Raw genomic sequence first — 21,601 nt, 5'->3', positions numbered from 1 at the left:
TCCCCTCTCCCCGCCTGCGGGGAGAGGGTCACGGTGAGGGGCTGAACTCTCCGCCCGACCTAGAGCAACCGAGCCTTCACTCGCCCTCAAATATCGCCCGCCGAAGGACCCCAGACGTCCGTCATGGCAAAGCCTTCCGCCATCGGGTCGAACGGATCGAGCGCCACCTGGCTGAGACCGAAGGTGAAGCCGCGGCCGGTGATGGTGGGGATGATGGCCGGCTTGCCGGCGACCTCGGTCACCGCCTGAAGACCGACCTCGAACTCCGAACCGATGATCGAGCGGGACTTGAAGATATCGCCGACCTTGGCTCTGCCGCGGGCATGCAGCGTCGCGAGATTGGCGGAATTGCCGGTGCCGCAGGGCGAGCGGTCGGCGCGGCCTGGCCACATGGTCGTGCAGGTGCGGATGGCGCCATCGGCATCGATGTCACGGAACATCACATAGGCAACGCCCGAGATCGCCGGAATTTCCGGATGAACCACCGTCATCGCCCGATTGATCGCATCCTTGATGACCATGCCGGCCTGAACGAGCTCCGCCGCATTGGCCTTCTCGATTTTCGAGCCGATCTGGCCGACATCGACGAGCGCATAGAAGATGCCGCCATAGCAGAGGTCGAGCTTGATCCTGCCCCATTGCGGCGTGTCGAGTTCGACGTCCAGCTCATGCACGAAAGACGGCACCATGGTCAGCCGCACCTTCTCGCAACGGCCGTCACGGCACGTCGCCGTGGCACGAACCAGGCCGGCAGCCGTATCGAGCGTGACGACGGTTTCCGGCTCCTTCATCTCGACGATTCCGGATTCGAGCAGTGCGGTGGTCACGCAGATGGAGTTCGAGCCGGAGCTCGCATGCGCCTGGTCCGGCTGGAGGATGATGAAGCCGGCATCGGCCTCGGGATGCTTGGCCGGCAGCAGCAAGTTAACCGAGCCGATCGGCGCACCGCGCGGCTCCAGCACGAGGAAGCGACGCAGTTCCTGCCCCTTCGGATCGGTGTTCAGCCAATGCAGCTGCTCGGCAATGCTGTTGCCGGGGATCTTCGGCACGCCGCCGATGGCAACCTTGCCGATTTCGCCTTCGCAATGAACGTCCAGCAGCTGGATCGTGCGCTTCCATCTCATTTCAACTACTCCAATCAAGCGTATAGCGGGATACCGCTATCGATCATCAATGCAAGTGCTCTTTGCTGCGGGCATCAAGCCGAGATGGCCGCCGACCAGCCGCCTGCCGGACATCCGGAACGCAGGCGCGACGATTATCCGGCGGTACATGCGGCTAGCCGGTTCGGCACGATCGCCGTCGCTGATAACCGTAAGCCTGTTTTCGCCCATGCCAAAGCCTACCCGCAAATTGCCCCATGTCCGATATGGCGCGGCTCTGTGATATATCAGATTGAGTTGGCTGGCTATGGCGTTCTGAAGACCAACGCGGTGCAGCCTCGATCGAAGACGAAATTCTACTGTCCCAATGTCTGTCCGACATTGTTGCCCGTCGCCTCGACGCTGTCGCCGAGAGAGCCGACCGTGTTGCCGGCGGACGCGCCGGCGCGGCGCCATTGCTCGCCGTAATTCGCACGCGTTCGGGGATCGAAGATGGCGATCGGAGCGCTGACGGCGGCGCCGGCGACGCTGCCCACCGTCTGCGCGGCGCCGAGAGCCACAGCACCGACGGCATCGCCGATACCAACATCCGAATCGGTGATCGTCTGGCCGGCGATCAGCCGCGCTCCGATCAATTTCACCACTTCCGGACTCTCGGCAAACTTGCCGTGGTTCAAGCCATCGCCGGTCTTGAGCTTGGTGAGATCGAGCACGGTGATCCCCTGCTTTTCCAGCTCGCTGCGATAGGGCTCGACGGTAGGATCGATCTGGCCGAGACGGTCGACACTGCCGGAAATGCGCCGTGAGAGCGACAGAGCCCGGTCGTCACGCGAGACGAACAACGTAAAATGCGGCTTGTCCTTGCCGAGTGCCGCGAACTGCCGCCCGAAGACATCGACATCGAGATCGGGCGAGGCCAGAATGACATTCTTGATCTTCGGCGCGACGCGGCCATTGCGGATTGCCATCTGGCGGATCGATTCGACCGCCAGCCAGCTCCCCATCGAATGCGCCATGACGGTGATATCGCCGACGGCGGGATCGGCGGCGACCCGGCGTAACAGCTCCTCCAGAGAGTCGCGCGAATAATTCGTGCTCTCCTTGTCATAGGCGTAATCGAAGATGCTCGCCCGAGACGGCCAGGTGAAGACGATCGGCGCGACATCGGCGTGCGAATCGTGAACGATCTGCGCGAAGCGATAGACGGCATCCTCATAGCGATTGTTGAAGCCATGCACGAAGATCAGCACCCGCCGATCCTTCGGTAGTTCCGCATGCAGCCAGGCGCGCCCGTCCGCTTCGCTCGCCAGCGGCTTGACGGCAAGAGTGACGAAATTCTTCAGAGGGTTGCCGGGCAGACGGCTCGGCCACTGCACCTGGCCGACCTTGCGATTGGCCTCCGGCGGGATGGAGATACTGACGGCGTCGATCTTCAACCCCGGACCCCTCTCCCCCGAAAACAGGATCGCCGGATCCTTGTCCGGCAAGCGCGTGGTGGCGACCAGCAGATCGACCTTCGAGGTCCCCGGCACGTTTTCGCCGACCGGCTGCATGACCCCGACGGGGCGGCCGCACGCTGCAAGCGATAGCGTCACAGCAACGGCAACGGTTCGGAAAAACACGCCTCCCCTTCGGCCCGAACCTTCCACATGCTGCATCATGCAACCCTTCTCCAACGCCTAACGATCGCGCCACTCTACGCATCGGCACCTGTGGTGCAAGCAGAGAGAGCGGTTCTCGACCACATGAAGCAATGCTAATTCGCATCGTCATTGCAAAGGCGCAACGCCGCGACCGAACGGAAGATGCGGCGGAAACATCAGGAGTGTGGGGAATAAAAAAGAGCCCGACGCGGGAGGAGGATGCGTCAGGCTCTTGATCCGGATTGGCAACTGGGAGGAGGAGTGTTGCCAATCAATGAAGGAGCGCTGGGAGGAGGAGGTGCGCTGCCTTCGAGTAAACAGATATAACGCCGGAACACGCGCGAACAGGCCCGCTTTCGCAATGCAGCAATGCGCCGTACGCAACGCTTACACCCAAATGAGCCGAAAACCTTGCATAGCACCGGCGAATGGAGCATTCCGTCGCCTATTTTAAAGCCGTCTGGCGCCAAGAATGCAGGGTTCACATGATCGTGAAGCAGGATGCGCTCTCACCAGGCGCGCAAGGGGCGGCAGAGATGCTGTCTCCGCCGCCGCCCTTATGCTTCCGGATCGTCGCTCCGGCTTCGTGCGCCGAAACCATGAGCCTTATGCCGTCTTGAACGCCTTCCGGCCTTCGGCATCCAATGCCGCAAACTCCTCATCGGAGAGCACGATGTTGACGGCCGCGGTGTTTTCCTCGAGATGCTTGACCTTGCCCGTTCCGGGGATCGGCAGCATGACCGGGCTGCGCTTCAGCACCCAGGCAAGCGCGATCTGGCTCGGCGCCGCGCCATGCTTCTTGGCGATGGTATCGAGAAGCGAGCCTTCCTTGGCGAGATCGCCCGCGGCCAGCGGAAACCAGGGAATGAAACCGATATTGTGCTTCTGGCAGTAGTCGAGCACATCTTCGCTGGTGCGCTCGACGAGATTGTAGCGGTTCTGCACCGTCGCCACCTTGAAGTGCTTCGACGCGGCCTCAATGTCGGCAACGGAGACTTCGCTCAGGCCTGCGTGGCGGATGATACCGCCGTCGATCAGGGATTTTACGGCATCGAATTGCTCGGCGGCCGGCACCTTGGAATCGATGCGATGGAGCTGCCAGAGGTCGATGCGGTCGACGCCAAGGTTGCGCAGGCTCTTGTGGGCCTGCTGGATCAAGTACTCCGGACGACCTAAAGGCACCCAGACATCCGGGCCGGTTCGCGTCAATCCGCCTTTGGTGGCGACGACGAAATCCTTGCCATAGGGATGAAGCGCTTCCCTGATCAAACGTTCGGAAACGTCGGGACCGTAGGAATCGGCCGTGTCGATGAAGTTGATGCCGAGCTGCGGCAGGCGCTTCAGGGTGCGGATGGCTTCGTCGTGATCGGCAGGCTCGCCCCAGATGCCGGCACCCGTGATGCGCATGGCACCGAAGCCGAGACGATGGACGGGAAGATCACCGCCGATCTTGAATTGACCGGACTTGGCTGCGTCGAAATCTGGCATGGTTATGTCCCTCTACTGATCTAAGAATATATCCGGAGTTCCCGCCATCGGAGCGGTCGGGATCTGTCGAGCAAAGCGAGCTGTTCGCGAAGGGGGAAATCGGGTCGCGACCTGCGGTAGATGGGTCTGCCATTCGGCATATGCAATGCATTGCCGCCGACAAATCCATCTTTCCGACATGGCGCGGTCAAAACCTGTCCGCGGCTGCCGGTTAATCGCTCGGGATCACCGGGCCGACGTATGCCGGCGTGCCAGCACGCCCAGATCGGCAAGAGCCGCCCAAAGCTCATGGAACATGCCGGAAGCGAACTCTTCCAGCGGCAGATCGTTCTGCGCGCCGTTCCAGCGTTCACCGCCGATACGCAACATGCTGACAACGGCGGCGGCAAGCACGCTCAAGCGGAGCCGCTCCCCCTCCGCGCCGGACGAGCGGGCATGCAGCGCCTCCGTGAGCTTTCGTTCAAGCTTGGCGTATTTCAGCTGATCCCGGGCCCGAAGCGCTGGCGTGTCCCGGATCAAGATGGCGATGGCAAGGTGCTGAGGATCGGAGATCGTAGCCCGCAGGGCCGCATTGATTGCCGTCTCGATGACGTCGACCAGCGGTGCATCTACAGGCTGGGCAGCGACGGCAGCGATCAATTCGCCGGCAAAACCATCCTGCCAGGCCGCGACCACATCTTCCTTGCTCGGGAAGTAATCGAAGAAGCTGCGTTTGGAAACATCGGCCGCCTCGGTGATATCTTCGATAGTCGTGCTGTCGAAGCCGCGCGCGAGGAAGAGCTTCAATGCAGTGGTCTCGATACGCTCGCGGGTCTGGCGGCGCTTCCGTTCGCGCCGGCCTTCCCTCACCGCGCCATCGATATCCGCCATCAGCTCCCCCCATTATGCATTCGCTTCGGGTCGCCCCGTACTGGTCTGGCCGGCCTCCTGCGCATAGGCGCCGATTGCCGCGATGTTCGTGGTGCTACGAGATTCGGCGCCATTGATCGAGAGTTCCAGCGGATCTTGCCGCGATATCCTGTAAACTCCAGCCGGCGGGATATTGCGCACCGTGCCGCCGATGCGGGTGCCCTTCAAGCCCAGGCTTTCGAGGATCGGCCGCTGGATCGGACAGCGCGGGCCATAAGTGAACTGATAGAAGGCTCCGCCCGGTTTCATCACCGCGAAGGCACCGCCGACAATGGCGGCGACTTTCGAAGGCGACATGGACAGAAGCGGCAGGCCGCTGACAACGGCACCGAAAGGAGCATCGTCAAACAGACCGCAATGGCCGAGCTGCGCCGCATCCATCTGCACCACCCGGGCCTCGGGAAAACGCTGCCGCAAACGAACGGCAAATTCCTCGCCGAATTCGACGAGCGTGAGGGCGTCTTCCGGAATTCCGCGCGCCAGCAGAGCCCGCGTGAAAACACCGGTGCCGGGACCGAGTTCGAGGACGGGGCCGTCAAGCGGATCGATCTCCTGCGTCATCAGCCTGGCTAGCCGCTCACCCGAAGGCGCGACCGCCGCAACCCGCATCGGATCGCTCACCCAAGAGCGAAAGAACCGCACGAAATCAGCGCATGATGTCTTTGTCGTCATTCCGCGAATCCAATCTCCGGCTGCGATATAGAATGTGGCGCGATCAAGACCGGGCAGCATGGCATTTGAAAGGCGTATCACGCCATTAGGCCACCCAGAATCACCAATAGGCAAGTACTGCCGCGGGGCATTTTTGCGTATTTATCCGTTATAAATTTGCATTTAGTGCAAAAACTTATCGGATGCAACAGGCGGCGCCAAATCTCTCTGTGGAAGTTTCTCGCAACGGCTGAAATAAAACCCTCCCCACGGCTGCGGAGAGGGCGACATGCATTCAGTCTGCCGGCACCTTACGGGCTTACGCATTGGCGGCGAGGGCCATTGGTCGGCTGATAGGTGTTGTCGGAAGCGCGGTAGGTCTTGTAGCGGCTGGCGCACCAGCGAACATGGGCGCTGCCGCGAGGCGGATGAGCAACAGCCCCGCCAATAATTGCACCGGCAGTAAAGGCAGCCATCGGATACCACCAGCCATCGCTATAACGGCGATAGCCTGGGCGTGCGTGGCGGTAGCCCCGATGGCCATGCCAGTAGCCCGGCCGATGATGCGGGCGGTAGCCAGGACGATAATGAGGGCGGTGGTGCGGGCGATAGCGCCTGTCATGGTGACGATACTGCACGTCGATGACGCCGGAAGGCTGGCCGATCGCCTGTGTGGCCGCCGGCTGAACCATCGGCTGGATCGGTCCTGCAACGGCCGGATCAAAGGACGAAATCGCCAAAAGGGCACTCAATGCGGTCACGGTTACCGTTGTCAGAAGTCGTTTCACAGCTTTCTCCTCTTGAGTCGCAGCACGGATGAACAACGCGTAATGATTGAAAAAGTTTCACAATATTATCACTTGCGCAAGTACGCAGCCTGCGCATATAGATAGGAAATCTACCTATCTATTGAGATCCAAGACTCTATGCCCCAGACCGATCGCCATCCCGGGCTCGAAGAGGCCCATGCCCTTGCCGAGGCGTTGCGCCCGGCGCTGCATCGCCTGTACCGACAGCTGCGCCGAGAAAGCGACGATCCGGGACTGTCGCCGCTGCATGCCCTGCTGCTCGTTGCCGTCATACGACAACCGGGCATCGGCGTTGCCGAACTGGCGCGGATGGAGAAGCTGCGCGGGCCGACAATTTCAGGACATGTGAAGGCGATGGAGCGGGACGGTCTCGTTACGCGCTCGGAACCGGACCCCAGCGACCGCAGGCGCAACGGCCTGATCGCAACCGAAAAGGGCAAAGAGCTCATACAGGCTCTGAAACAGAAGCGGACCGACTGGCTCGCATCGGAACTGGCCAAGCTGTCGCCCGAAGCGCGGGCCGCCATTCGGGCCGCGATCGCGCCGCTCGAGGAGATCGGACAATGAGCAGTGAGCGCCTGCAAACAGCTCCGCAAGCGACACCCGCAGCGGACGATCCGCCAGATCGCCGCGAAATCCGCGCCGTCATTCTCGGCCTGATGATCGTTCTCGGTCTTGGCGCCATCGACCAGAGCATCGTCGCCACCGCCCTGCCCCGTATCGTCAGCGATCTCGGCGGGCTGACGCACCTCTCCTGGGTTGTCAGCGCCTATGTGCTTGCCTCCACCAGTACCATGCCGCTCTACGGCAAGCTCAGCGACCAATATGGCCGCAAGCCGATGATCTATGCGGCAATCCTGATCTTCCTGCTCGGCTCCGTTCTGAGCGGCATGGCGCAGACGCTGATGCAGCTCATCATCTTCCGGGCGATCCAGGGCATCGGCGCCGGCGGCTTGATGCCTCTGGCACAGATCATCATCGGCGACCTCGTGCCGCCGGCTCGGCGTGGGCGCAATCAGGGCTCGATCGCCGCCGTCTTCGCCATCTGCAGCGTCATCGGCCCCATCGCCGGCGGCATTATCACCGATCTGCTGTCCTGGCACTGGATCTTCTACGTCAACCTGCCGATCGGCGCCGTCGCCCTTGTGATGATCGGCCGCGCGCTCAAGCGTCCCCACCAGTCTCGCAGCCGTCGCATCGATTATCTCGGCGCCGCGCTGCTGACGGGCTGCACGACGAGCTTCCTGCTGGTGCTGGCGCTCGGCGGCAACGAATGGGCCTGGAATTCGCCCGAGATTTTCGCGCTGTCGGCCGTCGCCCTCGTACTTTGCATTCTTTTCATCCTTCACGTCCGGCGCGAGCCAGAACCGGTGCTGCCGCCGGATCTCTTCCGCAACAGGTTGTTTGTCGTCGCCTGCATCGTCCTGGCCCTGACGTTCATGGGGATGCTCGGAGCAAGTCTGTTCTTTCCGCTGTTCTTCCAGATGGTCATGGGCGTCAGCGCCTCGCATTCCGGCTTGCTGACCGGCCCGCTGATGATCGGCGTCGTCATCTCTTCCATGGTCAACGGGCGCGTGCTGCTGCATCGCTTCGGGCGCTACAAGCCGGCGCAGCTCTGCGGCCTCAGCCTTGCGACGGTGGCCTTCGCAATCCTTTCCTGGGCCGCGGCCACCAGCCAGGGTTTCGGGATCATAGAGCCCGCCGTCTTCGCTCTCGGCCTGGGACTTGGATTGGTGATGCCCACTATGACGATCGCGGTGCAGAATGCCCTGCCTCTTGCCCATCGTGGCGTAGGCACGGCGACGCTGGCTTTCTTCCGCTCGCTCGGCGGCCTCATCGGCGTTACCGGCTCAGGCGCCATCCTGGCCTATCGCGTGCAGAATGCCTCCGGCGCGCTTGATGGCGTGCATGTGTCGTCACTCACCGAGGCCGGCATGAAGCAGCTTGCCACGGCCTCGCCGGAGGCCCATGCCGCGGCAATAGCGCTCTATCGCCACGCAATCGCCATGACCTTTGCAACAGGAACGGCGATTGTGGCGCTGGCGCTGATCGTGCTGCTCTTCCTGCCGGAGTTGCCATTGGCGACGGATCATGGGCAGGAAGCGCAGCGCCAGGGTTGATCGACGCCCGCGACAACTGCAATCACCCAATGACAAGCCCGGCTTAGCCTGCGGAAAGGAGCCCTTCCGCGATGCAACGGGTCATGCTCTCAATTTACAAGAGGATGAAAACGGCACTCCGGGCAGGATGAAACTGAGAACTCGTATGCTATTATCGCAGCCTTAGGCTCGAAGGATCGCGCTCGGAGCGAGAAACATCAGGCTTCCGGTTTTTCCTGTCGGGACCGAAGGGGGCAGAAAGCGAAGCAGCGGCATCCGATACGGTAATCGTGGGTAGCCGATATGATTTGCGTTGCGGCTCGCGCTCTGTCGGGGAAACATTTGCGGGGGTTATCCAATGCCGCTTGTTTACAGACCTGCTTGCGCAGACGATTTGGCCGCGACCGATGCTCTGGTGGTTGCCAGCATCAACGATCTCAGCGTGCGGCATGGCTTCGGCCTGATGGCGACGGCAAGCCCTCCTAACTTTCAGCTGTTTTCACTCAAGGACGACCCCGATGGACTATGGGTCGCGGAAGACGGCGGGGAAATCCTCGGCTTTGCCTGGAGTTGGGTTTGCGGCAATGTTTGGTTCCTTGCCCAGCTGTTCGTCGATCCCGCCCGGCAGGGCCAGGGCATCGGGAATGAACTCCTGGAACGAACCATGGAGCACGCCCGGAAATCAGGAGCGGCTCACAAGGCACTTATTACGTTCACCTTCAATCGTGTTTCGCAGGGCCTTTACATGCGGCACGGCCTCTTTCCCAAGATGCCGATCTACTTTTTCAATGCCGCGCGCGAACGGATAAGGCAGACGCTGCCGGAGCCGCCATTGCGTGCCATCGCTATCGACAACAGCGCCGCGACGATGGAAAATCTTGCCGAGATCGATTCCTGTGCCATAGGCGTCTCGCGGAAGAAGCATCACCGCTATCTGCTCGACGATCCGACGACCGCAGGAACTTTGCTCTGCGCTGGCAATGATATCGTCGGCTATGGCTATATCGGCTCCAGCGGGCACATTGGTCCCCTCGCGGTCACGCGACCTGACTATCTTCATGATGCATTTGCGACTGTGTTGAAAGTGGCGGCAGATGGCTCTGCTGAGAAGATATCGGCGTTCCTGCCAGGCACATGTGACAGCGCCTTGAGCCTTGCAATCAACCAGGGCATGCGGATCACCTTTCCGATGTTACTGATGGCATCGCCCGGCTATGGCGACTGGACTCAATATCTGCCGAGGAATCCAGGCTTTATGTGATCCGTCATCTGCTGGTGCCGCAAGGCGGAATGGCGATCTCGATTCCAAGCCTTATCGATCACCGGAATGCGCCAAACCTTGAACAAGGCGCTCGACTTACTTTGCATAATGATAGGAAAATGGCGCACCCGAAGAGATTCGAACTCCTGACCCCCAGATTCGTAGTCTGGTGCTCTATCCAGCTGAGCTACGGGTGCGTGCCGAAACGGAAGAAACCGTTCGGTGTGGGCGGTTCTCTAAAGGGTCCCTTGGGGGAATGCAAGTGGATTTGTGAAAAAGATCGCGATTTTCGTGCAAGATACCGACAAGTATCTGAAAACAATCAGTTTTCTTGCAAGCTTTTGCTGCGGTAATCGTCGAGGGATACCGGGCGGTCGGGAATTTCGATGCGGAACTGCGTTCCGGCAGCCGGTTTTTCCACGAGCGCAATGGTGCCGCCATGGGCAAGCACCAGCTCGCGGGCGATCGCAAGACCAAGGCCTGTGCCGCCGGAGCGGGCGGAGCCGCGAAAGGCGGTGAAGAGATTCTCCCGCGCCTTCTGCGGCATGCCGGGGCCGGTGTCGTCGACGGTGATGCTGACGACGCTGCCGATTCGATGCGCCGAGACCGTGATGCGCTTCATGCTGTCGGGTTCGGCATCGCTGGAGGCAATCAGCGCCTGATGAGCGTTGCGGCAGAGATTATGGATGATACGGAACAGTTGCTCACTATCGGCATCGACTTCCAGGTCGGGGCCGAGCTGCTCGATGAATTCTACGCCGCTTTCGGGATCGATCGCCAGAATATCGCGAACCTCGACGATCAACTCCATGAGACGAATCTTGCGCCGGCGCGGCGCTGATTCGGAGGTCTGGCCGTAGGAGAGTACTTCGGTCGTGTAGCCGACGGCACGATCGATGGTACGCAGCAGCTTAGGCGCGAAGCGCTTGACCATCGGGTCGTCGACATCGACCAGCCGGTCCGACATCAGCTGCGCGGCCGACAGGATATTGCGCATGTCGTGATTGATCTTCGAGACGGCGAGACCGAGTGCCGCGAGATTTTTCTGCTGCTTCAGCGTCTTCTGCAGCTGTGTCTGCATGGCCGCAAGATGGCGGCCGGCCACCGCAAGCTCGTCGCGCCCCTGGTCGGGCACGAGAACACGGCTTGGATCCTCGGGATCGTCGGAATAGGCCTGCATGCTGTCGGTGAGACGGCGGATCGGGCGGATCATGATACGGTTGATCGCAAAGAAGATCAGCGTCGCGGTGAAGAGCGAAATCAGAATTGAAACGAGGAAGACGCTGCGGGAATAGGCAAGCATCGCATTGCGCAGGCGCGTATCCTTCAGTACTACCTCGATGCCGGTGCCCGCATCGCCGCCGACCGGACCGAAGACGCGAATGATCCGATTGCCGCCGAAGATCAAAGTGTCGAGCGCGTCCCTGATGGCGGTCGGCTGCGACACGTCGCTCAGATCATACATATCGTCAACCGAAGCCGGCATCTCGGCCGTCGCCAGCAGACGCGAGGTGCCGTCCTTGCGCAGAACGATGGCCCGCGTGCCGGTGGCCATCAATGTTTCCTTCTGCAGCGCGCGCGGCAACTCGGCCGTCTGCAGGCCGTCAATGGCAATGGCGGCGGCAGCGGCCGTGCTCAGCCGATCCTCCAGCCAGCGCAACCGCATATTGGCGACAGAAGGCACGAAGATGAGCACTTCCGCCATCGACATGAAAACGACGGTGAGGATAAGGAGCTTGCCCGAGAGCCCGCCGAAGATGCCGGTCGGCCTGCAAAGCCTGGATAGGCCGACCTTCTCGGCCTTGCCGTCCTTTGCGGCGCTCCTGCCCTGCTCACTGTCCATTTCAATTGTCCCGCTTCGCCGCAAAGCGACCTGATGGCGACTTGTCGAAACGGTATAATAGGCGATTGCGGGCTTTTTTCCAATCGCGTCCCGCCCCTGAGACCACGATAGCGCCGGCAAAGAGAGCGGCAGCGCTCAGCGCAGCCGCTTCTCTCCCCCTCGCGAAGAGATCAAAACTCTTCCCAATTCTGCGCGGCGGCGGCCGGCGCACGGGCGGCGCTGCCGCCGAAAGCCGTTGCGACCTTGTCGATCATCCGGCGCGCCGGCGATGCCGTCGGTCGATGCGTTTCGGCGCGCGCGGGCACCGGAGCGGAGACGTTGCCTCCATCGACCTTGAAGCGGGACACAAGGCGCACGAGACCGTCGGCCTCGCCCGCCAGGCGATGGGTCGCAGCCGAGGTCTCCTCGACCATGGCCGCATTGCGCTGCGTGACTTCGTCCATCTGGTTGACGGCTTTGTTGACTTCCGACAGACCGGTCGCCTGCTCGCGCGCCGCAGTGGCGATGGAATGGATGTGATCGTTGATCTTGAGCACGCGCGCTTCAATGGTCGAGAGCGCCTCGCCGGTCGCCTGCACCAATTTGACGCCGACCTGCACCTCGCCGCCGGATTTGCCGATCAGCGCCTTGATGTCCTTGGCGGCCGTGGCGGAGCGCTGGGCAAGCTCGCGCACTTCCTGAGCAACGACCGCAAAGCCCTTGCCCGCCTCGCCGGCGCGCGCTGCCTCGACGCCGGCGTTAAGCGCCAGCAGATTGGTCTGGAAGGCGATATCGTCGATGACGCCGATGATCTGGCTGATTTCGCCCGACGCCTGCTCGATGCGGCCCATGGCATCGATCGCGTTGCGGACCACGGTGCCGGAACGAGCGGCATCTTCCTTGGCCTCGCCCACCATGACGCTCGCCTCACGCGCCCGCTCCGTCGAGTTCTGGACGACCGAGGTGATCTGATCGAGCGCCGCCGAGGTTTCCTCGAGAGCCGCTGCCTGCTGTTCTGTACGCTTGGACAGGTCGTCGCTGGCGTGGCGAAGTTCGTTGGTATTGGAGTTGATGGAGCCGGTGGTCTCGCGCACCTCGCGCATGGTGCTCTTCAGCGTCGCGAGCGTCGCATTGACGTTCTGCTGCAATTCCGCGAAGGCGCCCTGGAATTCGCCCTTCATCGATTGGGTCAGATCGCCTTCGGCCAGGCTTGCAATGACGCGACGGACCTCGCCGATGCCGACATCGACGCTGACAAGCAGCTCATTCACATTGGTGGCGAAGCGATTGAGATTGGCGTCACCATAATCCTTGTCGATGCGGCGGCTGAAATCACCGGCGGCAGCGGCCGAAACGGCCAGCGACATACTGGACTGCAGCTCGTCGCTTCTGGCGCGCATGGCCGCTTCCTCGGCATTCATGCGGCGCACGGCGTTGCCGTTTTCCTTGAAGACGTCGACGGCCGCTGCCATCTCGCCGATTTCATCGCCTCGACCGGCAAACGGGACTTCGATATCGAAATGGCCGTCGGCAACCTTCTTGATCGCCTCGGTCACCTTGCGGATCGGGCGGCTCAGGTGAACGGTGCCGATGTAGGCTCCCAGCCCGACGCCGGCGCCGATGCCCGCGATCATGATGCTGAGGACGACCCACAGAATGCTCTCGTGGAAGACTGCAATCTCGGCTTCCGCCTTGGCAAGCTCAGCCTTATCTGCCTGAACGACGGCATCGATCTCGGCCTGGAAAGCCTTGCGGTTGGCACGGTTCGCTTCATTGTTACCCTGCTTGCCGGCCGCATCCGGACCTTCCGTCACGCCGAGACGAGCCGTCTCCGTGCGGAAGCCGCGAAATTCCTGGGCGCGAGCCTGCAATTTGGCGAAATCTGCTTTCTGTGCATCCGGAACCAGCGGCGACCAGGAGGCCAGAACCTTGTCGATCTCGTCGAGATCGGCCGTCAGCCCATCGGCGAAGCTCTTGGCATCCTTTGCCGAAGCGGCCGCATAGATGCCGCGGGATTCCATGACCACCGCAGTTACATAACGGTTGAGGTGCTCACCCATATAGGCGCGGCTGGCTGTCTGCTCGTAACTCTGCAATCTCTGATCATATTGATGCAGCGCATAAAGAGTAGTGGCGCCGATCAGAAGCGCCGCCCCGGTCATGACGAATACAAGCAGATTGACTTTGCCGCGTATTTTCAAGATATCCCCCACTGCTGACAGCATCCCCCAAAATCGGCGGGTTTTGCCAGTATGGATCTAGATATCGGCTAAATTCATTAATGTTATCTTGCGGCATTTTTAATCAAAATACCTGGATTTAATACTATTTCCGCTCAATATTTCAGTAATTCCTGAATTATGTTGCCGCCGCACCATCGACCGGCGGAGCGCTAAATCAAGCCGCGACGACTGCCTGACCACGCCCCGAAATCCCGAGTTTCAAGGAATCTGCGCCGGTATAATTGACTTTGGGGGTCCTGATCCTTATAAGCCCGCGCACGTTCGGTCATGGAGCCTGCATCTGCGGGCCAAGTCCGTTCGTCATAATCAACAACGCTCCTTGCTATTGAAGCAAAGCTCAAGAAGGGCCGCACTCCGCGGTGTTTAAATAAATGAAGCGTACCTATCAACCATCCAAGCTTGTCCGCAAGCGTCGTCACGGCTTCCGTGCCCGTATGGCTACCAAGGGCGGCCGTGCGGTTCTTTCCGCTCGCCGTAACCGCGGCCGCAAGCGTCTTTCGGCCTAAGGGCCGAAGTGCCCGATAATCCAGGATGGCGGGCAAATTGACGAATGAACGACCCAAAAAGACTGTCGGGCGGCTGAAAAGCCGGCCGCAGTTTCTTGCAGTCCGCGAAGGCGAGAAGCGCAGAGGCAGCTTCTTCCTTATCGAGATGCTGGACCGCAAGCTTGCCGACGCCGACCCCCGCGTTGGTTTTACCGTTACCAAAAAACATGGCAACGCAGTGGAGCGCAATCGCATGCGGCGCAGGCTGAAAGAAGCCGTGCGTCTTCATGCCGGGTTTGCAATGCAGCCCGGACACGACTATGTGGTTGTCGCGCGGCGCGATGTGCTGACCGCACCTTTCGAAAAACTGGCAAGCGAACTCGTTAGCCGCATCGAAAACAGGCCGAAACATCGGCGGTCGGAAACGGACCGCTCCAGGAAAGTATGATGGAAAACAACCGCAATTACTTCATAGCAATTGCACTGTCCGTGCTGATTGTTCTCGGCTGGCAGTTTTTCTACATGAACCCGCGCCTTGAAGCGCAACGTCAGGCCGAGCAGGCTGCCAAGGCGCATCAGCAGGCGCAGCAGGCCCAGACGACGCAGCCAGCGGCTGCGGGCACGGGCACTGCTCCGGTCAGCGGTTCGCTGCCGGCAGGCGGCCAGAACGCCGCGTCGGTGCTGACGCGCGATCAATCGGTCGGCAAGACGTCGTCAGCGCGCGTTACGATCGATACGCCTGCGCTGTCCGGCTCCATCAACCTGGAAGGCGCCCGCCTCGACGACCTGCAGCTCAAGGCCTATCACGAGACCGTCAGCAAGAGCAGCCCGATCATCACGCTGTTCAGCCCGGCCGACACCAAGGACGGCTACTTCACGGAGCTCGGCTATGTCGGCAGCGACGCGACCGGCGCAGTCCCCGGCCCTTCGACCGTGTGGAAGCTCGCAAGCGGCGACAAGCTCACCGACAAAACGCCGGTGACGCTGTCCTACACCAACGACAAGGGCATCACCTTCTCGCGCACCATCTCCGTCGACGATCGCTACATGTTCACGATCACCGACAAGATCGCCAATGGCGGCCAGGCTCCGGTTTCGCTGTCGAGCTATGGCCGCGTCACCCGTTACAACAAGCCCGAGACGCCTTCCGCCTACGTTCTGCACGAAGGCTTCATCGGCGTCATCGGCGATGACGGCCTGATCGAGACCAAATATGCATCGACCGAGAAGGAAGCCACGACGCCTGCAAAGTCGACCGGCGGCTGGCTCGGCATGACCGACAAATACTGGGCCGCAACCATCGTCCCGCCGCAGTCAACGGCTTATGACGCCCGCTTCTCGCACTTTGCCGACGGCACGCCGCGTTATCAGGCCGATTACAAGCAGGATGCGATCACGGTCGCTCCCAGCCAGTCGATCGAGCTGAAGAACCTCGTCTTCGCCGGCGCCAAGGAAGTTCCGGTCATCGACCGTTACGAGACCAGCTACTCGATCCCGCGCTTCGACCGTCTGATCGACTGGGGCTGGTTCTACTTCATCACCAAGCCGATGTTCAAGCTGATGGATTTCTTCTTCCGCTTCTTCGGCAACTTCGGCGTCGCCATTCTCTGCACCACCATCGTGGTCAAGGCGCTCTTCTTCCCGCTTGCCAGCCGGCAATATGCCTCCATGGCGAACATGAAGCGCGTACAGCCGAAGATGGAAGAGCTGAAGGCCAAATTCGGCGACGACCGCATGGCCCTGCAGCAGGCAACCATGCAGCTCTACAAGGAAGAGAAGATCAACCCGATCGCGGGTTGCTGGCCGGTACTCTTGCAGATCCCGATCTTTTTCTCGCTCTACAAGGTGATCTACATCACCATCGAGATGCGCCACGCGGCGTTCTTCGGCTGGATCCAGGACCTTTCCGCCCCAGATCCGACCTCGATCGTCAACCTTTTCGGCCTGCTGCCCTTCGCAGCCCCGACCATCCTGCATCTCGGCGTCTGGCCGCTGATCATGGGCGTCACCATGTTCTTCCAGATGCGCATGAACCCGACGCCGCCGGACCCGACCCAGGCGATGATCTTCAACTGGATGCCGCTGGTGTTCATGTTCATGCTGGCAAGCTTCCCGGCCGGTCTCGTGATCTACTGGGCCTGGAACAACACCCTCTCGGTGATCCAGCAGTCGATCATCATGAAGCGTCACGGCGTGAAGGTGGAGCTCTTCGACAATCTGAAGGGCCTCTTCAAACGAAAACCGGCGCCATCGAAATAAATGCAAAAGCCCCGCTTCGGCGGGGCTTTTCTTTTTCTGCAATGGGTTTGCCGCCGAGATGAGGCGCAGGTTTGGGACAGCACTTCGGATGCGGACGTGCTCAGAGGTGCCGACGGAAAAAGGCCAGGAGCTCAGCATCGAACGACCTGTGAAACGAGACCCTGTCGAACCCATCCTGATCCTTGCAGATCTCCAGCTGCGATGAGGCCAAAGCAGGCGGACATGGCGCCAGGAAGGCGAAATGGGCGGAGGCGGGCACGACGTGGAAGTCGGGCTTGCCAGGCAGATTGGCGGCCAGTGCCGCAACGCTCGCCGGCAGCACGCCATCGCCGCCATGCTCCGAACTCCAGAGCTGAATGGGCGCATCGACAGCCTTCAGGCTCTCCTTGTTCGTAAAGAAGCTCAACGGATCGGCAAGCACGAGCGCCTTTATGCGCTCGTCGCGGGCAAGCGGCTCAGCCGGTATTTCATTCCGGCGAATTTCGCCACAAATGGGGGCAGGTTCTGGGCAAGGCACTGTGGGATCGCGAAAATCAGGAACCGCGCCGGCAAGCACGAGACCGGTATAGCCGCCTCGCGAGAAGCCGAAGAAGCCGATGCGATCGGGATCGACCTTTGCCGCGCCCGACCACTTGCCGAGGATGAAGTCGAGCAGGTGCTTAACATCCGCTGGTCGCTGGAACATGATCGAGATCTCGCCCGCCCGGCTGAGATCGGAGAAATTGTCGCCGGGATGGTTTAACGCGACCACCAGAAAACCCGCATCCGCCAAGGCTTCCGCCGTATCGTGGTGATTGAGGGAGCCGCCGCCATGTCCATGCGACACGATCACCAACGGCAGCTTCTCGCCTGCAATCGGGCAATCGCGCACGGCGGACAGTGCAACTGGCCCCAGTTGCACCTCGCCAGGCGGCGTCGCACAGGGCGACCAGACGAAGCCGCTCAAGGCGGGGCTACCGTCGCTAGCCGGCACGTTGATCGACGCCAGGCCTGCGGCTTGAGCCGATATTGAAGTCAAGGCGAAGGCGATGAGAAACCCAATTTTCGAAATGCGCATTTTTCTTCTCCGGACAGGATGATGAAAGTCAAAAGAACAAGCGTCGGCGAACCGTTTCACGGCCAGCCGTTCGCTCAGGGTTGGGATGTCAACGATAGAGAGTGCCTAGGTGGTACTGGCGACGCGAATGGGGATCAGCAGATCGGTGGCGATTTCATGCTCCATCACCTTGGTTGGATGATTGAGATAGAGCTCGATGACCGGGCGGTCATCTGGCTCGAAACCGCTTTGCGGCAGCCAGCTGCCGAACAGTGTCTGGAAGGTCGAGGAAATCAGCGCATAGGGTCCGACGAGCCTGTAGCAGGCATAACGGCCTCCTGCCACATCGCATCGCTCGAGCCCTTCCGTGACAGGGCTATTTTCCAGAAGTACTACGCCGGCAAAATAGCGAAACCCCTCGTCCTGTTCCGGATCGCCGGAGCCAACGCCGATGCGGGTGAGATCGCTCCAGTCCAACCCTCGTTCCGATAATTTCAGCGCGAGACGGCGGTAAGTGTGCGGGATCGTCTGAGCCGGGCCTTCGTGCGACAAGCCGAATATCGTGACGTGCGGCCGATCGCCAACCGCGACCGATGGCAGGTTTGCCGCAATCGACTGTTGCTGCATCTGAAACTCCGTCGGGCTGAGGCCTGTCAGGCTGCGAAAGGCGCGAGCGAAACTCTGCGAACTGTCGTAGCCGGCCTCAAGCGCCGCTTCCGTTATCGAAACCGGGTTTGCAACCAGCTGATATGCCGCCTGCGCAAGCCGTACGCGCCGGATCGTGGCAGCAACACTTTCACCCGTCATCGCCCGGTAGAGCCGATGAAAATGAAACGGCGAGAAATGGGCGACGGCGGCCAGGCTTTCGATGGAATGCGGCGCCGAAGGATCAAGCATGATCGCTTCAATGACCCTGGCGATGCGGCGGCGATAGCTCTGTTCCGTTGCAGTCTTCATGGTGTCGAGCCTTAGCACGGCCCTCGCGGCCGTGTGGTGCAGCAATTGCGCATTTTGCGCCGATGGCATCGAATTCCGCAGGCGCCATCGCGCGGCCGGCCTCGGCTCGCCGATCAAAACTTGACTTTCGCGGATAAAACCCCGAAGCCAATCCCCTAATCCAAGCAAAAGACCGAGAGCATGGCCGACCAGACGACAAAAGATGACAAGCCGCTTTTCGGGCGTCCGTGGATCTTCATCCGCGGCGTACCGTCGATGAAGTTCCTGCCGCCGGAAGGGCCGTTCGAAGTGGCCTTTGCCGGGCGCTCGAACGTCGGCAAGTCGTCGCTGATCAATGCGCTGGTCGGACATAAGGGCCTGGCGCGTACCTCGAATACGCCGGGGCGCACCCAGGAACTCAACTATTTCGTCCCCGACGGCTTTTCCGGTGAAGGCGGCGACCTGCCGCCGATGGCGCTGGTTGACATGCCCGGCTATGGCTATGCAGAAGCGCCGAAGGATCAGGTCGATGCCTGGACCAAGCTGGTGTTCGACTATCTGCGCGGGCGTACGACGCTGAAGCGCGTCTACGTGCTGATCGACAGCCGCCACGGCATCAAGAAGAACGACGCGGAGGTCCTCGACCTGCTCGACAAGGCCGCCGTTTCCTATCAGATCGTGCTCACCAAGACGGACAAGATCAAGGAAGCGGGCCTGCCGAAACTGCTCGCCGACACCGCGGAAAAAATCCGCAAGCGCCCCGCCGCCTATCCCGGTATTCTCGCCACCTCCTCGGAAAAGGGCGTGGGCCTTCAGGAACTGCGCGAGGCCATTGGCCTCACGGTCGGCATCCAGGTCTGAAAAACGTGCCGGCCGAATGAAGCCGCCGCTCGCTACGCCGCCAGGCAGGAGCGACGGCCGTGTTGCCGCAGAGGATCACATTTTCGGCAACAACACCTTGTCGACGACATGGATGACGCCGTTCGACTGCTTGACGTCGGCGATGGTGATGTGAGCGGTGCCGCCGGCTTCGTCGGTCAGCGTCAGCTTGCCGCCCTTGTCCATGGCCTTGATTGTGCAGCCGCCGACCGTTTTCAGGTCGTATTCGCCACCCTTGCTCATAGTCCATTTTTTGAGGGCGGCGGCCATGTCATCGCCGGCAACGACATGGCAGGTCAGCACCTTGACCAGCTTTTCCTTGTTCTCCGGCTTCAGCAGCGTTTCCACAGTGCCGGCCGGCAGTTGCTTGAAGGCTTCGTTGGTCGGAGCAAAGACCGTAAAGGGGCCTTTGCCTTCAAGGGTGTCGACGAGACCGGCCGCCTTCACGGCAGCGACCAGCGTCGTGTGATCCTTCGAATTCACGGCGTTTTGAATGATGTTCTTGCTGGCGTACATCGCCGCACCGCCCACCATGGGATCCTTGGCATAGGCAAGGCTGGCGGCGGCAGACAGCATTGCGGCGACGGCGGCAACGCGAAACACGGTCTTGATCATAACGTTTCCTCTTCCTCTTGTTACCCCGATCAGTCGGGGTCGGAAAAAGATACGGAGCGCATCAAAAAGAGTTTCAGCCGCTGTTGCCTTTCGCGAGGCGAAATTCGTCAGGGCAAGTGGATCGTGCCGGACGCGATCACATCGCCCGTGGGTTTGCCGGTCGGAGAGCCGCCGAAGGGCTCGACGCTGACGGCGATGATGGCGCCCTCTGTCAACTTACCGTGAAGGTCCGGCGACAGGGTGATTTCGCCATCGCCGGTCTGCGGCAGGATGCCCAGCGCCTCGGCTGGATCGCTGCCGCGAATCAGCCAGAGCTCCAGCGACTTCTCGCCGGACTTGCCCGCAGCGACCGGCGTCACCTTCAAACGCCTGTTGGCGACGTCATAATTGGCAAGAAGATTGATGGGGCTGTTCTGGCCGGCAAGGGATGCGGAGAGCTGCTTGCCTGGGGAGGGACGCAAGGCGCTTTCGTTCGTAATGGCAAAGACCAGAACCCCGGCCGCGAGAAACAGCGAACCGAAGGCGACCGAGCGCCAGAGAAGAAGCGAATTCCAGAGATAGGCGCCGCGGGCGACTTCTCCGAAAATCCGCTTTTCGATCTTCGGGAATACCGTAGCCGCGGGCGTCGCCGCTTCGTATTCCTCATTGAATTCCGAGAGGTTCTGCTCCCATCGGCTGACGATGGCGGCAAATTGGCGATCGCTGCGCATGCGGCGCTCGACCTTCTGCCGATCCTCCAGCGAGAGCACGCCAAGCACGTATTCTCCTGCCAGGACTTCGTCTCGGGAGCGGCCTCCCTTGCTTTGATCGGGCGTACTCATCTGTCCATGCACTCTCTTAGTCTTATCAGGCTCCGGCGCAGCCAGGTGCGCATGGTATTCAAAGGTACCGAGTGTTGATCGGCGAGTTCCTGGTAGCTCAAGCCCTCGACATAGGCGCTGCGAACAGCCCGGGCGCGATCAGCTTCCAACTCTTCCATGCAGCTGTCAATCCGCCTCCCCTCTCCCTTCACGACTGCTTGTTCTTCGGGGTCGGGTTCTCCGTCGGCAAGATCATAGGCGGCATCGATTTCGTCAGCCACCGGCTTGCGGGCGCGGACAAAATCGATGGAACGATTGCGCGCAATCGTTGTCAGCCAGGATATTGCCGACCCTTCCGCGGCGGAAAACTGTTCGGCCCGCTGCCAGATCTTGATGTAGACTTCCTGCAAGACTTCTTCCGCATCCGCCCTGTTGCCGATGATACGCAGGCAAACACCATAGAGTTTCGGGTTTGTGCGTTTGTAGAGCGCGGCGAAGGCCTTCTGGTCACGCATGGCGACGCGGCCGATAAGCGCTTCCATCTCCTCGGTTGCCATCCAACT

The 21,601-nt window shown here is 61.0% G+C and carries 20 protein-coding genes and 1 tRNA gene; 7 read left to right on the top strand and 14 right to left on the bottom strand.

The window, feature by feature from the left end; all coding sequences use genetic code 11:
• Nucleotides 1-86 precede the first annotated feature (86 nt).
• The 6 genes from RHSP_RS18795 to RHSP_RS18770 all read right to left on the bottom strand — a co-directional run bounded on the left by RHSP_RS18795 (nt 87) and on the right by RHSP_RS18770 (nt 6,582).
• Complete coding sequence (locus RHSP_RS18795; protein ID WP_004120939.1) at nt 87-1,124, bottom strand: 4-hydroxyproline epimerase; 1,038 nt, start codon at nt 1,122-1,124, stop codon at nt 87-89.
• Nucleotides 1,125-1,459: 335 nt separating this feature from the next.
• The gene (locus RHSP_RS18790) at nt 1,460-2,764 is read right to left on the bottom strand and encodes an alpha/beta hydrolase (protein ID WP_004120937.1); all 1,305 of its coding nucleotides are present in this window, start codon (nt 2,762-2,764) and stop codon (nt 1,460-1,462) included.
• A gap of 588 nt (nt 2,765-3,352) precedes the next feature.
• Nucleotides 3,353-4,234, bottom strand: a complete 882-nt coding sequence (locus RHSP_RS18785; RefSeq protein WP_004120934.1) for an aldo/keto reductase — start codon at nt 4,232-4,234, stop codon at nt 3,353-3,355.
• Nucleotides 4,235-4,459: 225 nt separating this feature from the next.
• On the bottom strand, nt 4,460-5,104 hold the full coding sequence (locus tag RHSP_RS18780) for a TetR family transcriptional regulator (protein WP_037152924.1): 645 nt from the start codon (nt 5,102-5,104) through the stop codon (nt 4,460-4,462).
• A gap of 12 nt (nt 5,105-5,116) precedes the next feature.
• The gene (locus tag RHSP_RS18775; protein ID WP_037152951.1) at nt 5,117-5,815 is read right to left on the bottom strand and encodes a class I SAM-dependent methyltransferase; all 699 of its coding nucleotides are present in this window, start codon (nt 5,813-5,815) and stop codon (nt 5,117-5,119) included.
• A gap of 290 nt (nt 5,816-6,105) precedes the next feature.
• The gene (locus tag RHSP_RS18770; protein ID WP_004120930.1) at nt 6,106-6,582 is read right to left on the bottom strand and encodes a BA14K family protein; all 477 of its coding nucleotides are present in this window, start codon (nt 6,580-6,582) and stop codon (nt 6,106-6,108) included.
• Between the two features lie 138 nt (nt 6,583-6,720).
• On the opposite strand from RHSP_RS18770, the gene RHSP_RS18765 reads away from it, so the two are divergent.
• The 3 genes from RHSP_RS18765 to RHSP_RS18755 all read left to right on the top strand — a co-directional run bounded on the left by RHSP_RS18765 (nt 6,721) and on the right by RHSP_RS18755 (nt 9,963).
• Nucleotides 6,721-7,170, top strand: coding sequence for a MarR family winged helix-turn-helix transcriptional regulator (locus RHSP_RS18765; protein ID WP_037152921.1), 450 nt, complete (start codon nt 6,721-6,723; stop codon nt 7,168-7,170).
• On the top strand, nt 7,167-8,723 hold the full coding sequence (locus RHSP_RS18760; RefSeq protein ID WP_037152918.1) for an MDR family MFS transporter: 1,557 nt from the start codon (nt 7,167-7,169) through the stop codon (nt 8,721-8,723). The genes RHSP_RS18765 and RHSP_RS18760 overlap by 4 nt, the downstream gene beginning before the upstream one ends.
• A 337-nt stretch (nt 8,724-9,060) precedes the next feature.
• The gene (locus RHSP_RS18755; protein WP_004120922.1) at nt 9,061-9,963 is read left to right on the top strand and encodes a GNAT family N-acetyltransferase; all 903 of its coding nucleotides are present in this window, start codon (nt 9,061-9,063) and stop codon (nt 9,961-9,963) included.
• Nucleotides 9,964-10,083: 120 nt separating this feature from the next.
• Here RHSP_RS18755 and RHSP_RS18750 read toward each other — a convergent pair.
• The 3 genes from RHSP_RS18750 to RHSP_RS18740 all read right to left on the bottom strand — a co-directional run bounded on the left by RHSP_RS18750 (nt 10,084) and on the right by RHSP_RS18740 (nt 13,986).
• A tRNA-Arg gene (locus RHSP_RS18750) sits at nt 10,084-10,160 on the bottom strand.
• A gap of 125 nt (nt 10,161-10,285) precedes the next feature.
• Nucleotides 10,286-11,806, bottom strand: coding sequence for a sensor histidine kinase (locus tag RHSP_RS18745; RefSeq protein WP_037152915.1), 1,521 nt, complete (start codon nt 11,804-11,806; stop codon nt 10,286-10,288).
• 170 nt (nt 11,807-11,976) lie between these two features.
• Nucleotides 11,977-13,986: a methyl-accepting chemotaxis protein gene (locus RHSP_RS18740; RefSeq protein ID WP_037152945.1), complete on the bottom strand. Its 2,010-nt coding sequence runs from the start codon at nt 13,984-13,986 to the stop codon at nt 11,977-11,979.
• A gap of 413 nt (nt 13,987-14,399) precedes the next feature.
• Between RHSP_RS18740 and rpmH the strand changes: the two genes are divergently transcribed.
• Genes rpmH through yidC form a run of 3 tightly spaced genes read left to right on the top strand, consistent with a single transcriptional unit; the run spans nt 14,400 to nt 16,772 of the window.
• Entirely contained in the window at nt 14,400-14,534 is a 135-nt protein-coding gene (rpmH, locus tag RHSP_RS33860) for a 50S ribosomal protein L34 (RefSeq protein ID WP_041677194.1), read from the top strand.
• Nucleotides 14,535-14,559: 25 nt separating this feature from the next.
• Nucleotides 14,560-14,961, top strand: a complete 402-nt coding sequence (rnpA, locus tag RHSP_RS18735) for a ribonuclease P protein component (RefSeq protein WP_004120912.1) — start codon at nt 14,560-14,562, stop codon at nt 14,959-14,961.
• Nucleotides 14,961-16,772: a membrane protein insertase YidC gene (yidC, locus tag RHSP_RS18730; protein ID WP_004120907.1), complete on the top strand. Its 1,812-nt coding sequence runs from the start codon at nt 14,961-14,963 to the stop codon at nt 16,770-16,772. The genes rnpA and yidC overlap by 1 nt, the downstream gene beginning before the upstream one ends.
• A 100-nt stretch (nt 16,773-16,872) precedes the next feature.
• Here the strand turns inward: yidC and RHSP_RS18725 are convergent, their stop codons facing one another.
• Both RHSP_RS18725 and RHSP_RS18720 read right to left on the bottom strand, forming a co-directional pair.
• Nucleotides 16,873-17,829: an alpha/beta hydrolase family protein gene (locus RHSP_RS18725; RefSeq protein WP_004120905.1), complete on the bottom strand. Its 957-nt coding sequence runs from the start codon at nt 17,827-17,829 to the stop codon at nt 16,873-16,875.
• A gap of 105 nt (nt 17,830-17,934) precedes the next feature.
• Nucleotides 17,935-18,765, bottom strand: coding sequence for an AraC family transcriptional regulator (locus RHSP_RS18720; protein WP_037152942.1), 831 nt, complete (start codon nt 18,763-18,765; stop codon nt 17,935-17,937).
• Nucleotides 18,766-18,945: 180 nt separating this feature from the next.
• On the opposite strand from RHSP_RS18720, the gene yihA reads away from it, so the two are divergent.
• Nucleotides 18,946-19,605, top strand: coding sequence for a ribosome biogenesis GTP-binding protein YihA/YsxC (gene yihA / locus RHSP_RS18715; RefSeq protein WP_004120899.1), 660 nt, complete (start codon nt 18,946-18,948; stop codon nt 19,603-19,605).
• A 75-nt stretch (nt 19,606-19,680) separates the two neighbouring features.
• On the opposite strand, the gene RHSP_RS18710 is transcribed toward yihA, so the two are convergent.
• The 3 genes from RHSP_RS18710 to RHSP_RS18700 form a co-directional block, all read right to left on the bottom strand.
• On the bottom strand, nt 19,681-20,238 hold the full coding sequence (locus RHSP_RS18710) for a fasciclin domain-containing protein (protein WP_004120896.1): 558 nt from the start codon (nt 20,236-20,238) through the stop codon (nt 19,681-19,683).
• A gap of 107 nt (nt 20,239-20,345) precedes the next feature.
• Complete coding sequence (locus RHSP_RS18705; protein WP_037152910.1) at nt 20,346-21,059, bottom strand: anti-sigma factor; 714 nt, start codon at nt 21,057-21,059, stop codon at nt 20,346-20,348.
• Nucleotides 21,056-21,595: a sigma-70 family RNA polymerase sigma factor gene (locus RHSP_RS18700; RefSeq protein WP_004120891.1), complete on the bottom strand. Its 540-nt coding sequence runs from the start codon at nt 21,593-21,595 to the stop codon at nt 21,056-21,058. Before RHSP_RS18700 ends, RHSP_RS18705 begins: the two co-directional genes overlap by 4 nt.
• Between the last annotated feature and the right edge of the window lie 6 nt (nt 21,596-21,601).

The organism is Rhizobium freirei PRF 81 (assembly GCF_000359745.1).
GTDB classification, from domain to species: domain Bacteria; phylum Pseudomonadota; class Alphaproteobacteria; order Rhizobiales; family Rhizobiaceae; genus Rhizobium; species Rhizobium freirei.
This window is presented reverse-complemented; position numbering and strand designations above follow the sequence as displayed.